The sequence below is a fragment of the Burkholderia sp. COPS genome (assembly GCF_019425585.1).
GTDB classification, from domain to species: Bacteria; Pseudomonadota; Gammaproteobacteria; order Burkholderiales; family Burkholderiaceae; genus Burkholderia; species Burkholderia cepacia.
The window spans coordinates 44,624-58,469 of record NZ_WIXR01000003.1 but is presented as its reverse complement, the minus strand read 5'-3'; the positions used below and the strand labels follow the sequence as shown (position 1 = coordinate 58,469).

Annotated in this window: 11 protein-coding genes and 1 riboswitch; of the genes, 9 read left to right on the top strand and 2 right to left on the bottom strand. The window is 69.1% G+C overall.

All coding sequences use genetic code 11. From position 1 onward, the window contains the following. Nucleotides 1-216: 216 nt before the first annotated feature. The 8 genes from flhB to metF all read left to right on the top strand — a co-directional run bounded on the left by flhB (nucleotide 217) and on the right by metF (nucleotide 9,879). Nucleotides 217-1,413: a flagellar biosynthesis protein FlhB gene (flhB, locus tag FOZ70_RS02670; protein WP_021162677.1), complete on the top strand. Its 1,197-nt coding sequence runs from the start codon at nucleotides 217-219 to the stop codon at nucleotides 1,411-1,413. After that, nucleotides 1,410-3,509: a flagellar biosynthesis protein FlhA gene (gene flhA, locus FOZ70_RS02665; RefSeq protein ID WP_021162676.1), complete on the top strand. Its 2,100-nt coding sequence runs from the start codon at nucleotides 1,410-1,412 to the stop codon at nucleotides 3,507-3,509. The genes flhB and flhA overlap by 4 nt, the downstream gene beginning before the upstream one ends. Next, a complete protein-coding gene (gene flhF, locus FOZ70_RS02660; protein WP_111998728.1) occupies nucleotides 3,506-5,263 on the top strand; it encodes a flagellar biosynthesis protein FlhF in 1,758 nt (585 codons plus the stop codon). Before flhA ends, flhF begins: the two co-directional genes overlap by 4 nt. Next, nucleotides 5,256-6,074, top strand: a complete 819-nt coding sequence (locus FOZ70_RS02655; protein WP_021163904.1) for a flagellar synthesis regulator FleN — start codon at nucleotides 5,256-5,258, stop codon at nucleotides 6,072-6,074. The genes flhF and FOZ70_RS02655 overlap by 8 nt, the downstream gene beginning before the upstream one ends. Nucleotides 6,075-6,096: 22 nt before the next feature. Beyond that, nucleotides 6,097-6,831 (top strand): RNA polymerase sigma factor FliA, encoded by a 735-nt coding sequence (locus FOZ70_RS02650; protein WP_006484033.1) that lies wholly within the window; start codon nucleotides 6,097-6,099, stop codon nucleotides 6,829-6,831. A gap of 99 nt (nucleotides 6,832-6,930) precedes the next feature. Beyond that, nucleotides 6,931-7,056, top strand: a riboswitch (S-adenosyl-L-homocysteine riboswitch). A gap of 32 nt (nucleotides 7,057-7,088) precedes the next feature. Continuing rightward, nucleotides 7,089-8,507 carry an adenosylhomocysteinase gene (ahcY, locus tag FOZ70_RS02645; protein ID WP_027788633.1) on the top strand — a complete coding sequence of 473 codons (1,419 nt, stop codon included), beginning with the start codon at nucleotides 7,089-7,091 and terminating at the stop codon, nucleotides 8,505-8,507. A gap of 162 nt (nucleotides 8,508-8,669) precedes the next feature. Continuing rightward, nucleotides 8,670-9,023 carry a phage holin family protein gene (locus FOZ70_RS02640; protein ID WP_006477367.1) on the top strand — a complete coding sequence of 118 codons (354 nt, stop codon included), beginning with the start codon at nucleotides 8,670-8,672 and terminating at the stop codon, nucleotides 9,021-9,023. A gap of 25 nt (nucleotides 9,024-9,048) precedes the next feature. Next, nucleotides 9,049-9,879 (top strand): methylenetetrahydrofolate reductase [NAD(P)H], encoded by an 831-nt coding sequence (gene metF, locus FOZ70_RS02635; protein WP_021164275.1) that lies wholly within the window; start codon nucleotides 9,049-9,051, stop codon nucleotides 9,877-9,879. 89 nt (nucleotides 9,880-9,968) lie between these two features. Here metF and FOZ70_RS02630 read toward each other — a convergent pair whose 3' ends face one another. Then, entirely contained in the window at nucleotides 9,969-11,450 is a 1,482-nt protein-coding gene (locus FOZ70_RS02630; RefSeq protein WP_059649939.1) for an amidase family protein, read from the bottom strand. A gap of 81 nt (nucleotides 11,451-11,531) precedes the next feature. Then, the gene (locus FOZ70_RS02625) at nucleotides 11,532-12,224 is read right to left on the bottom strand and encodes a dienelactone hydrolase family protein (protein WP_027788631.1); all 693 of its coding nucleotides are present in this window, start codon (nucleotides 12,222-12,224) and stop codon (nucleotides 11,532-11,534) included. 281 nt (nucleotides 12,225-12,505) lie between these two features. Between FOZ70_RS02625 and FOZ70_RS02620 the strand changes: the two genes are divergently transcribed. Next, complete coding sequence (locus FOZ70_RS02620) at nucleotides 12,506-13,585, top strand: nitronate monooxygenase (protein ID WP_193094105.1); 1,080 nt, start codon at nucleotides 12,506-12,508, stop codon at nucleotides 13,583-13,585. The last annotated feature ends 261 nt before the right edge of the window (nucleotides 13,586-13,846 follow it).

Below are 13,846 nucleotides of genomic sequence, written 5' to 3'. Positions count from 1 at the left end.
CACCCCCGCCATCGCACCGGCCGGCCCGTTTCGCCGCCGCGCCGCACCCCGTTCCGTCCCTCTTCCGGCCCCGTCCCGCCGCGTTTGCACCGGCTCGCCCGATTCCCCGAAATACCCCCCTTTCCCGGCTTTGCTCGACCGATCGGTGTTTGACGCCTCCATGAATAATCGGTGTCACTGGAAAGCGGCATTCCGCCGTACCCGACTGGAGGCCCCGTGGCAGACGAGAGCGATCTCGACAAGACCGAAGCCGCCACTCCCAGGCGCCGCGAGAAGGCGCGCGAGGAGGGGCAGGTCGCGCGTTCGCGCGAACTGGCTTCGTTCGCGCTGCTCGCGGCCGGGTTCTACGGTGCCTGGCTGCTCGCGGGCCCGTCGGGCGGGCATCTGCAGGCAATGCTGCGCGGCGCGTTCCTGTTCGATCGCGCGACCGCGTTCGACACGAACCGGATGCTGTCGGCGGCCGGCAGCGCGAGCCTCGAAGGCTTCGCCGCGCTGCTGCCGCTGCTCGCGCTCACCGGTGTCGCCGCGCTGCTCGCGCCGATGGCGCTCGGCGGCTGGCTGATCTCGCAGAAGACGTTCGAACTGAAGTTCGACCGCCTGAACCCGATCTCGGGCCTCGGCCGGATCTTCTCAATCCAGGGGCCGATCCAGCTCGGGATGTCGCTCGCGAAGACGCTGGTCGTCGGCGTGATCGGCGGCGTCGCGATCTGGCGCAGCAAGGACGAGCTGCTCGGTCTCGCGATGCAGCCGCTCGGCGTGGCGCTGCCCGATGCGCTGCACCTGGTCGCCGTGTGCTGCGGCACGACGGTCGCCGGGATGCTGGTGGTCGCCGCGCTCGACGTGCCTTACCAAATCTGGCAGTACAACAAGAAGTTGCGCATGACGAAGGAAGAAGTGAAGCGCGAGCATCGCGAGAACGAAGGCGATCCGCACGTGAAGGGGCGGATTCGCCAGCAGCAGCGCGCGATCGCGCGGCGCCGGATGATGGCGGCCGTGCCGAAGGCCGACGTGGTCGTGACGAACCCGACGCACTTCGCCGTCGCGCTGCAATACACGGACGGCGAGATGCGCGCGCCGAAGGTCGTCGCGAAGGGCGTGAACCTCGTCGCCGCGCGCATCCGCGAACTCGCGGCCGAACACAACGTGCCGCTGCTCGAAGCGCCGCCGCTCGCGCGTGCGCTGTATCACAACGTCGAACTCGAACGCGAGATTCCCGGCTCGCTGTACTCGGCCGTCGCCGAAGTGCTCGCGTGGGTCTACCAGCTCAAGCGCTTCCGTTCGGAAGGCGGCGCGTTCCCGGCGGTGCCGGTCGACCTGGACGTGCCGGCCGACCTCGACAAGGGCGCGTCGGTCTCCGCCGACGACGAACGCGAGGAAGCCGAAGACACGCTCGGTAACGGAGGCGCGGCATGAGCACCCCGACCGGCCTGTTCGCGAAGCGCCAGAATCCGTTCGCAGGCACCAACCTGCGCGCGCTCGCGGGCCCGATCCTCATCTGCATGATCCTGGGGATGATGATCCTGCCGCTGCCGCCGATGCTGCTGGATCTGCTGTTCACGTTCAACATCGCGCTGTCCGTGATGGTGCTGCTCGTCAGCATGTACACGATGAAGCCGCTCGACTTCGCGGCGTTCCCGAGCGTGCTGCTGTTCTCGACGCTCCTGCGCCTGTCGCTGAACGTCGCGTCGACGCGCGTCGTGCTGCTCGAGGGCCACACCGGGCCGGACGCGGCCGGCCAGGTGATCGAGGCGTTCGGCCACTTCCTCGTCGGCGGCAACTTCGCGGTCGGCATCGTCGTGTTCGTGATCCTGATGATCATCAACTTCATGGTGATCACGAAGGGCGCGGGGCGGATCGCCGAAGTGTCCGCGCGCTTCACGCTCGACGCGATGCCCGGCAAGCAGATGGCGATCGACGCCGACCTGAACGCGGGCCTCATCAACGAAGAGCAGGCGCGCAAGCGCCGCCTGGCCGTCTCGCAGGAAGCCGAGTTCTACGGGTCGATGGACGGCGCGTCGAAGTTCGTGCGCGGCGACGCGATCGCCGGCCTGATCATCATGGCGATCAACGTGATCGGCGGGCTGATCGTCGGGATGGTCCAGCACGACATGACGTTCGCCGCGGCCGGCACGAACTACACGCTGCTGACGATCGGCGACGGCCTCGTCGCGCAGATCCCGTCGCTCGTGATCTCGACGGCGGCCGGCGTGATCGTGTCGCGCGTCGCGACCGACGAGGACATCGGCACGCAGATCACCGGCCAGCTGTTCACGAACCCGCGCGTGCTGAACATCACCGGCGCGATCATCGTGCTGATGGGGCTGATCCCGGGCATGCCGCACTTCGCGTTCCTCGCGCTCGGCGGCGGCGCGATCTGGCTGGCCCGCACGCAGACGAAGCGCGCGGCGGCCCGCAAGGCGGCCGGCGACCTGACCGACATCGCACCGCCCGCCGTGCTGCCGTCCGACAGCCACGAGGCGACCTGGGACGACGTGCAGCTGATCGACCCGCTCGGCCTCGAAGTCGGCTACCGGCTGATCCCGCTCGTCGACAAGAACAGCGACGGCGAACTGCTCAAGCGCATCAAGAGCATCCGCAAGAAATTCGCGCAGGAAATCGGCTTCCTGCCGCCCGTGATTCATATCCGCGACAACCTCGAGCTGCGGCCGAACGCGTACCGGATCGCGCTGAAGGGCGTCGAGATCGGCGTCGGCGAAGTGTTCCCGGGCCAGTGGCTCGCGATCAACCCCGGCCAGGTGACGGCCGCGCTGCCGGGCGCCGTCACGCAGGACCCCGCGTTCGGGCTGCCGGCCGTGTGGATCGACGTCGCGATGCGCGAACAGGCGCAGGTGTACGGCTACACGGTGGTCGACGCGAGCACGGTCGTCGCGACGCACCTGAACCATCTGGTCGTCCAGCACGCGGCCGAGCTGCTCGGCCGCCAGGAAGTGCAGGCGCTCGTCGAGCGCACCGGCAAGGACGCGCCGTCGCTCGTCGAGGACCTCGTGCCGAAGACGATCTCGCTGACGACGCTGCAGAAGGTGCTGCAGAACCTGCTCGAGGAAGGCGTGCCGATCCGCGACATGCGCACGATCCTCGAGGCCGTGTCCGAACACGCGGGCCGCGGCGACGCGTTCGAGATCACGGCCGCGGTGCGGCTCGCGCTCGGCCGCGCGATCACGCAGCAGTGGTATCCGGGCGCGGGCGAGATGCAGGTGATGGGCCTCGACGCGAATCTCGAACGCGTGCTGTCGCAGGCGCTCGCCACCGGCGCGAACCCGGGCCTCGAACCCGGCCTCGCGCACAACCTTCTGACCGGCACGCAGCAGGCGATGCTGCGTCAACAGAATCTCGGGCTGCCGCCCGTGCTGCTCGTGCAGCACGCGCTGCGCGCGATGCTCGCGCGTTTCCTGCGCCGCAGCCTGCCGCAATTGAAAGTGCTGTCGTACGCCGAAGTGCCGGACACACGCACGATCAAAGTCGTTAACGTCATCGGGGGTTCCGCTTGAACATTCGCAAATTCACCGGCGCAACGAGCCGCGACGCACTTCGTCTCGTGCGCGAGGCGCTCGGCGCCGACGCGGTCGTGCTGTCGAACCGCACGCTCGATGACGGCAGCGTGGAAATCGTCGCCCTCGCCGATTCGGACCTGGCCGCCGTGACGCCGCCGGCCGCGGCGCGCGCACGCATGACCGCGCCGCGCGTGCCGGAATCGGTGCCCGCCGCCGCGGTGCCGGGCATCGTGTCGCGCCCGGGCGCGGCGCTCGCCCGCCCGGCCGTCAATCCGTATGCGGCAGGCGAAGGCGGGTTGCCGGACGTGTTCTCGTCGATGTTCGGCGCAAGCGCCGATACGGACGCGAACTCGGACGACACGGCCGCGCCAGCTTCGACGCTCGATGCGGACCCGCTGGCCGGCATGCCGTCGGCAGCCGCTTCCGCTGCCGGTGCGCCGGCAGCGGCTTCCGAACCCGCACCGTGGCTGGTCGAGCACGCGAAGCGGCTGACCCAGCAGCGCGATGCGCTGATGGCGCGCACGCAGGCGGCGCCTGCCGCGCCGCAGCCGAGCCCGCCGGCCCCGCAGGCCGCCGCGAGCGCGACGCCACCCGGCTGGGCGCGCGACATCGTGCGCGACGCCGAGCGCCGGATGCCGGCCGCCGCGACCCGCGCGCCGGACCCGGGCGCTGCGCAGGCCGCGAAGGCGGCCGAGCGCACGCGCCTGTCCGCCGACGCCGCCGCCGCGGTGGCCGATGCGGTGAAGTCGCGCATCGAGCGGATCGTCAACGATACGGTGATGCAGGAGCTGGGCGAGCTGCGCGGGATGATGGAAGAGCAGTTCGACAGCCTGATGTGGCACGACCGCCAGCGTCGCAGCGCCGTGCATGGCGCGCTGACGAAGCACCTGTTCGCGGCCGGTTTCTCCGCGCAGCTCGTGCGGATGCTGGTCGACAACATGCCGTCCGGCGACGGCGCGCAGAGCTTCGAACAGGCGGCCGAATGGGCGCAGTCGGTGCTCGCGGCGAACCTGCCGGTGCTCGACAGCGAGGACGCGCTGATGGAGCGCGGCGGCGTGTTCGCGCTGATGGGGCCGACGGGCGTCGGCAAGACGACCACCACCGCGAAGCTGGCCGCGCGCTGCGTGATGCGCTTCGGCGCGAGCAAGGTCGCGCTGCTGACCACCGACAGCTACCGGATCGGCGGCCACGAACAACTGCGCATCTTCGGCAAGATCCTCGGCGTGCCCGTGCACGCGGTGAAGGATGCGGGCGATCTCGCGCTCGCGCTGTCCGAGCTGCGCAACAAGCACATCGTGCTGATCGACACGATCGGCATGAGCCAGCGCGACCGCGCGGTATCCGACCAGATCGCGATGCTGCACGGCGCGAACGCGCCGGTGCAGCGCCTGCTGCTGCTCAACGCGACGAGCCATGGCGACACGCTCAACGAAGTCGTGCAGGCGTACCGCAGCGCGGGCGAGCATCCGGACCTGGCCGGCTGCATCCTCACGAAGCTCGACGAGGCGACCCACCTCGGCGGCGTGCTCGACACGGTGATCCGCTACAAGCTGCCGATCCACTACGTGTCGACCGGCCAGAAGGTGCCGGAGAACCTGTACGTCGCATCGACCCGATTCCTGCTGAAGAGCGCGTTCTGTGTGCCGCGCGACGGCTCGCCCTTCGTGCCGCAAGACGAGGACATGCCGACGCTGCTTTCCGCACTGACCGCACGTTCCACCGCCGAGCTGCACGAGGTGCGATTTGGATAAACGAATCATCGACCAGGCCGAAGGGCTGCGGCGCCTGCTGGCCGGGCGCGCGTCGCGCATCGTCGCGGTGACGGGCGGGCCGGCGGGTGTCGGCTGCACGTCCACCGTCGTGAACCTCGCGGCGGCGCTCGCGTCGCTCGGCAAGGACGTGCTCGTCGTCGACGAGCGCGCCGACGTGCATTCGGCCAGCGCGACGCTCGCGGGCGCGTGGCTGCGTGACGGCGAGCGCACGCGGGTCGCGGCCGGCTTCGGCCTGTGCGCCGCCGCGCGGCTCGCGCGCGCCGGCTACACCGACGCGCAGCTCAGCGATTTCATCGACGGGCCGGCCGACATCGTCCTCGTCGACGCGCAGCTCGGCGCCGACGGTTCGTTCTCGGCGCTCGCCCGCGAAGCGCACGACGTGCTGGTCGTCACGCGGGTCGCCGCGCAGGCGATCACCGAGGCATACGCGTGCATGAAGCGGCTGCATTTCGCGCACGCGCTCGCGCAGTTCCGCGTGCTGACCAATCACGTCGGCAGCCACGCGGATGCGAAGGTCGCGTTCGACAACCTCGCGGGCGTCGCGAGCCGCTACCTGACGGTGTCGATCGACGACGCGGGCTGCGTGAGCGCCGATCCGCTCGTCGAGCATGCGCGCGAGCTGACGCGCGCCGCGGTCGACGCGTTCCCGTCGTCGGCCGCCGCGCGCGACTACCGGCAGATCGCCGCCGACCTGCTGTACTGGCCGATGCGCCCGCGTTCGGGTGCGGGCCGCGCCGTGCACGCGGGCGGCAAGCCGTCGTATGAGGCGGGCGCGGCACACGCCGCATGAGCGCCACCGGAAGGAGAGAGCCATGATGTACAACGCTCAAGGAAAGATGTCCCAGGCCGACGTGCTCGCGCAATATGCGCCGCTCGTGCGTCGCCTCGGGCTGCAGCTCGTCGCGAAAATGCCGGCGAGCGTCGACCTCGACGACCTGATCCAGGCCGGCATGATCGGCCTGATGGACGCGGCCGGCCGCTACAAGGAAGACCAGGGCGCGCAGTTCGAGACCTACGCGACGCAGCGCATCCGCGGCGCGATGCTCGACGAGCTGCGCAGCAACGACTGGCTGCCGCGCAGCCTGCGCAAGACGTCGCGCGAGGTCGAGCACGCGGTGCACCAGGTCGAGCAGCATCTCGGCCGCTCGGCGAGCGAGACCGAGATCGCGCAGCACCTGAACATGCCGCTCGACGAGTACCAGGGGATGCTGCAGGACCTGCACGGCAGCCAGCTGATCTACTACGAGGATTTCGACCGCGCGGCCGACGACGAGCCGTTCCTCGACCGCTACCGCGTCGACCACGCGGACCCGCTGTCGGCACTGCTCGACGAGCACCTGCGCGAAGCGCTCGTGGAGGCGATCGAGCGGCTGCCGGAGCGCGAGAAGCTGCTGATGTCGCTGTACTACGAACGGGGTCTGAATCTGCGCGAGATCGGCGCGGTGCTCGAAGTGAGCGAATCGCGCGTATGCCAGCTGCACAGCCAGGCCGTCGCGCGCCTGCGCGCGCGGCTGCGCGAACAGGCGTGGGTCGGCGCGGAATCCTGACCCTTTACCGTTCCCGACGGCCGCGCGCGTCGACGCCGCGCGTTTGGCATCTGCATCCGTGTGCGCATTCCGCGCGCCGATTTGCTACAATCCCCTCCGTTTTCCGAGGAGCGTTGCGACGGACCTCTGCGTCCGCCAGGCTCGGAAAGCTTCACCAAGCAGCCGTGCGGCGCGCGTATCGCGACCGTCGCACCGGCCCCGCTTCCTGAACGGCGCTCACGTCACCAATCTAGAAACTTTTTAGAAAGGAGGGCGTGATGAACGCCATTATCGATTCCAAAGCCTCCAACGATTTCGTCGTCGCCGACATGGCGCTGGCCGGCTGGGGCCGCAAGGAACTGAACATCGCCGAGACCGAAATGCCGGGCCTCGTGCAGATCCGCGACGAATACAAGGCGCAGCAGCCGCTGAAGGGCGCGCGCATCGCGGGTTCGCTGCACATGACGATCCAGACCGGCGTGCTGATCGAGACGCTGAAGGCGCTCGGCGCCGACGTCCGCTGGGCATCGTGCAACATCTTCTCGACGCAGGATCACGCGGCTGCCGCGATCGTCGAAGCCGGCACGCCGGTGTTCGCGTTCAAGGGCGAATCGCTCGACGAATACTGGGAGTTCTCGCACCGCATCTTCGAATGGCCGAACGGCGAATTCGCGAACATGATCCTGGACGACGGCGGCGACGCAACGCTGCTGCTGATCCTCGGCGCGAAGGCCGAGAAGGACCGTTCGGTGATCGCGAAGCCGACCAACGAGGAAGAAGTCGCGCTGTACAAGTCGATCGCGAAGCACCTCGACGCGGACCCGACCTGGTACTCGACGCGCCTCGCGCACATCAAGGGCGTGACCGAAGAAACCACGACCGGCGTGCACCGCCTGTACCAGATGGAAAAGGACGGCCGCCTGCCGTTCCCGGCGTTCAACGTGAACGACTCGGTCACGAAGTCGAAGTTCGACAACCTGTACGGCTGCCGTGAATCGCTGGTCGACGGCATCAAGCGTGCGACCGACGTGATGATCGCGGGCAAGGTCGCGGTCGTCGCGGGCTACGGCGACGTGGGCAAGGGCTGCGCGCAGTCGCTGCGCGGCCTGGGCGCGACCGTGTGGGTCACCGAAATCGATCCGATCTGCGCGCTGCAGGCGGCGATGGAAGGCTACCGCGTTGTGACGATGGAATACGCGGCCGACAAGGCCGACATCTTCGTGACGGCCACCGGCAACTACCACGTGATCAACCACGATCACATGAAGGCGATGCGCCACAACGCGATCGTCTGCAACATCGGCCACTTCGACTCGGAAATCGACGTCGCGTCGACCCGCCAGTACCAGTGGGAAAACATCAAGCCGCAGGTCGACCACATCATCTTCCCGGACGGCAAGCGCGTGATCCTGCTGGCGGAAGGCCGCCTCGTGAACCTCGGCTGCGCGACCGGCCACCCGTCGTTCGTGATGTCGAACTCGTTCGCGAACCAGACGCTCGCGCAGATCGAACTGTTCGTGCGCGGCAACGAGTACGAGAACAAGGTGTACGTGCTGCCGAAGCATCTCGATGAAAAGGTCGCGCGCCTGCACCTCGCGCGCATCGGCGCGAACCTGTCCGTGCTGTCCGACGAGCAGGCTTCGTATATCGGCGTGCAGAAGGACGGCCCGTTCAAGCCGAACCACTACCGCTACTGATCCGATGCGCCGCCGCCGCGGTGCCGTGCGCGCGTCGCCGACGCGCACCCGGTACCGCGGCACGGCGCGGGATCGCCGGCTGCCGCGGCGCGCCTTCGGGCACCCGCGGCGGCCGGCGGCGGCCACTGATCGTACCGATCGACAACCGAACCGGAGCACTCCATGAGCGTCATTCTCACCTGGGTCATCAACGCGCTCGCGCTGCTGATCATCACGTACCTCGTGCCGTCGATCCACATCAAGAGCTTCGGCACGGCGCTGATCATCGCGGTCGTGCTCGGCCTGATCAACACGGTGATCCGCCCGGTGCTGATCCTGCTGACGCTGCCCGTCACGATCGTCACGCTCGGGGTGTTCATCCTCGTCGTGAACGCGTTGTGCTTCTGGTTCGCGTCGTCGCTGCTGAAGGGCTTCGAGGTGTCGGGGTTCTGGTCCGCGTTCTTCGGTTCGATCCTGTACAGCATCGTGTCGTGGCTGCTGTCCGCCCTGATCTTCGGTCAGCGCGACATCGGCTGAGGCCTGAGCCTGTTCCCACCGAATCATGAAACCGATCGAACTCTCGTTTGAATTCTTCCCGCCGAAGACGGCGGAAGGCGTCGAGAAGCTGCGCGCCACGCGTGCGCAACTGATGCCGCTGAAGCCGAAATTCGTCTCCGTGACGTTCGGCGCCGGCGGCTCGACGCAGCAGGGCACGCTCGATACCGTGCTCGACATGCAGAAGGACGGCCTCGAGGCCGCGCCGCACCTGTCGTGCATCGGCTCGTCGCGCGACAGCCTGCGCGCGATCCTCGACCAGTACCGCTCGTACGGCATCCGGCACATCGTCGCGCTGCGCGGCGACCTGCCGTCCGGGATGGGCGCGGTCGGCGAGCTGCGCTATGCGTCCGAGCTCGTCAGCTTCATCCGCGCCGAGCATGGCGACTGGTTCCACATCGAGGTCGCCGGCTACCCGGAGTACCACCCGCAATCGCGCTCGCCGAAGGCCGATCTCGAGAATTTCGCGCGCAAGGTGAAGGCCGGCGCGAATTCCGCGATCACGCAGTACTTCTTCAACGCCGACGCGTATTTCCGCTTCGTCGACGATGCGCGCAAGCTGGGCGTGGACGTGCCGATCGTGCCGGGCATCATGCCGATCACGAACTTCTCGCAGCTGATGCGCTTCTCCGAGATGTGCGGTGCCGAAGTGCCGCGCTGGGTCGCACGCCGGCTCGAGAGCTTCGGCGACGATCGCGAGTCGATCCGCGCGTTCGGCGCGGACGTCGTCACGGGCCTGTGCCAGCGTCTGGTCGACGCGGGCGTGCCCGGGCTGCATTTCTATACGCTGAACACGGCGGCCGCGACGCGGACGATCTGTGAACGGCTCGACGTGTAGGCGCGCTCACGCGGCTGCACGCGTGAAAGCCCCGCCGGTTTCTGCCGGCGGGGCTTTTTTTCGAGGGTTGCGGAGCGGGGCCGCGTGCGTCAGCGCTGCGCCTGCATCAACGGCGGGCGGCGGTCGAACCACGGCCGCGCCTGTTCGAGCTGCCGTGCCAGCCTGAGCAGCAGCGCGTCGTCGGTGTGGCGCGCGGCGAACTGCACGCCGATCGGCAGCCCGCGCGCGTTCCAGTAGAGCGGCACCGACATCGCCGGCTGGCCGGTCAGGTTGAACAGCTCGGTGCAGCCGGCCCACGTGAACGCCTTTTCCGACGACCTCGCGAGCATTTCCTTCAGCAGCGGCTTCACCGGCAGCGCGGCGAGCACCTTCATCTGCGCCGATTCGAACGGCGTCGGCTGCAATTCGCCGATCTTCACCGGCGGCCCCGCGAGCGACGCGCACAGGATCGCGTCGTAACGCGACACGAGGCCGGAGACCTGCACGGTGAGCTGGCGCTGCCATTCGAGCACGTCCGGCAGGCGGGTGCGCGCGAGGCGCCGGCCGACCACGGCCATCGCCCACGTCGCGGCTTCGAATTCGCCGCGCTTCGGCGTGCGGCCGGTCAGCGCGCGTGCGCCGAGCACCATCTCCTCGGCGATCGTCGCCCACAGTGTGAGGAAGGTTTCGGCCGTGCGTGCGTAGTTGACGTTCAGCGTCGCCGGCTCGACGTGGTGGCCGAGCGATTCGAGCAGCGCGGCCGCGTCGTCGAGCGCCGCGCGGGTGTCGTCGGCGAGCGCCGGCGCGAGCATCGGGTCGAGCACGAGGCCGATCCGCAGCGGGCCGGGCGGCGTGTCGAGCTCGCCGAGGAACGTGCCGGGCGCGCCGGCCGGCAAGGTCTGGCCGGTCGTCACGTCGAGCAGCAGCGCGCTGTCGCGCACGCTGCGCGTGACCGCATGCTGGACCACCAGCTCGCCGTTCGACGGCCGGTCGACGAGGACCGGGTTGCGGGTCGGCTTCAGGCCGAACAGCCCGCAGCACGACGCCGGAATGCGGATCGAGCCGCCGCCGTCGGACGCATGCGCGAGCGGCACGATGCCGGCCGCGACGGCCGCGGCCGCGCCGCCGCTCGAGCCGCCGGGCGTGTGGTCGAGATTCCACGGATTGCGGCACGCGCCGAACAGTTCGGGTTCCGTGTACGGCATCTGGCCGATTTCCGACGTGTTGGTCTTGCCGAACACGTTGAGCCCGGCCGCGCGGCTTCGCGCGATCACCGGCGAATCGTCGTCCGGCACGAAATACCGGTAGTGCCGGCTGCCCATCGACAGCGGCAGCCCGGCCACCGCCGCGCCGAGATCCTTGACCAGATACGGCACGCCGGCGAACGGTGCGTCGGCGCCGCCGCCGTCCGGCGTGGCGGCCGCACGCTGGCGTGCGGCTTCGTAGTCCTGCAGCACGATCGCGTTGATCGCGCTGTTGACCGCTTCGGCCTGGCCGATCGCGGCGTCGAGCAGTTCGCGCGGGCTCGCCTTGCGTTCGCGTACCAGTGCGGCGAGGCCGATCGCGTCGTGCGCGAGATAGTCCGAGTGCATCGCAGTCACCCCCGTTGTGACGCGTGGCGATGTCGGCAGCATAACGCGGGCCCGCTGCGAGGGGCCCGCTGCCGGCCGTTTTTAGAGGTGCTCGGCGAGGAAGGTCAGCGTGCGGCCGTGCGCGAGCGCCGATGCGCGCTGGTTGTACGACGCGCGATCCGTGCAGTTGAAGCCGTGCTCGGCGCCCGGATAGACGTGGAACGACGCATGGCCGTGGCCGGCGAACGCGGCCTTCACCTGGTCGACGGCCGTGAGCGGGATGCCGTGGTCGTTTTCGGCGTAGTGGAACAGGATCGGCTGCGTGACCTTGCCGGCGAGGTCGAGCGCGTTCTGGATGCCGCCGCCGTAGTAAGCCACGGCCGCGTCGATCTTGCCGGTCGCGGCCGCGCGGTACGCGAGCTGGCCGCCGAAGCAGTAGCCGATCGCGGCGATCTTGCCGGCCACTTCGGGGCGCGCGCGCAACGCATCGGCGGCCGCGCCAATGTCCGCGACCGCGAGGCCCACGTCGGTCTTTTTCATCAGCTCGATGCCCTTGTCGCGGTCCGCGCCTTCATAGGTCAGCTCGACGCGCGGCTGCGTGCGCCAGAACACGTCCGGCGCGAGCGCGACGAAGCCGTCGGACGCGTACTGGTCGGCGACCGCGCGGATGTGCGAGTTCACGCCGAAGATCTCCTGGATGATGATGACGGCAGGGCCAGTGCCGCGCTTGGGCAGCGCGAGATAGCCGCCGAAGCTGTCGTTACCGGTCGGGATGTCGATCCATTGGGCAGTCACGTTCTGAACTCCTGGCGAACGGGGTGCGCGATGCGCGCCCCGGGGTGAAAGAGGCGGCCTAGTGTGCCACCGATCGTGTGACGGTGCAGGAAGCGCTCCCGGGGTGAGAGGGGCGGCCTCATGTGCCGCCGATCGTGTATCGGCGCAGCACGCGCGCCTGCTTCTCGCGCAGCGATCGTTTCGATCTCGATTATTCATTTTTCGGTGCGGCGCCGCTTCGATAGAGTCGATGTGCCAGCCTTTACAAAGCGCTTTCGCGCATCGTCATCGAAGGATTCGCCATGTCTGCCCGCCTGTTTTCCACGCCCTTTTCCGAACGCTTCGGCCTGCGCGTGCCGCTCGTGCAGGCGCCGATGGTCGGCGCGACCACGGCCGAGATGGTCGCCGCCGCATCGAACGCCGGCGCGCTCGGCAGTCTCGGCGCCGCCGCGTTCGCGCCCGAGCGCCTCGCGACCGAAGTCGAAGCCATCCGCGCGGCGACCGCCCGCCCGTTCGCGATCAACCTGTTCGTGCTGCCGGACGCGACGCCCGACGCGGCGACCGTCGCGCGTGCGCTGGCCGCGATCGACCCGCTGAACGCGGCGCTCGGATTGCCGCCGGGCACCGCGCCCGCGCGCTACGCGCCGGATTTCCGTGCGCAACTCGATGCGCTGGTGGCGCTGCGCGTGCCCGTTGCAAGCTTCACGTTCGGCGTGCTCGACGCGGCCGACGTCGCGCGCCTGAAGGCCGCCGGCACCTACGTGATCGGCACGGCGACGCACGTGGCCGAGGGGCTCGCATGGCAGGCGGCCGGCGCCGACGCGTTGTCCGCGCAGGGCGCCGAGGCGGGCGGCCATCGCGGCACGTTCATCGGTTCCGCCGACGACGCGCTGATCGGCACGTTCGCGCTCGTGCCGCAACTGGTCGACGCGACGGGCCTGCCCGTGCTCGCCGCCGGCGGCATCATGGACGGCCGCGGGATCGCGGCCGCGCTTGCGCTCGGCGCACAGGGCGCGCAGCTCGGAACCGCGTTCCTCACCTGCACGGAAAGCGCGATCGCGGCGGACTGGAAGGCGCGCCTGCTCGCGAGCACCGATACGTCGACGCAGGTCACGCGCGCGATCACCGGCCGCCACGCGCGCGGGCTGCGCAATACGCTGATGGCGCGGCTCGGCGAACGCGTGGCCGACGTCGCGCCGTACCCGGTGCAGAACGCGCTGACGCAGCCGCTGCGCCAGGCCGCCGCGCGCGCGAACGACGGCGACTACCTGTCGCTGTGGGCCGGGCAGGGCGCGCCGCTCGCGCGGCGGCGCGGCGATGCGCTGACGACGTCGCAGCTCGTCGCCGCGCTCGATGCCGAATGGCGTGCGGCGGCTGCCTGAATCGTTCATGCCGGACGACGAAACGCGCGCTGTCACGCGCGTTTCATTCAATGATCCCGGGCACAAAATACCGAATCGAAATGCCCCGGGAATACTTTGAAGCGACCTTTCGGCGAAGCCTCTGGAATTAGCGGAAACCCTTATCCGGCGGGGCTTGCAGCGATATTCGAGTAGTCGTTCCAAAGTGCGCATATCGGTAGTGTTACCACTACCCCAAAAAAGTCCCACAAATTAATTTGATCACCTACACTTGCGCGCAAG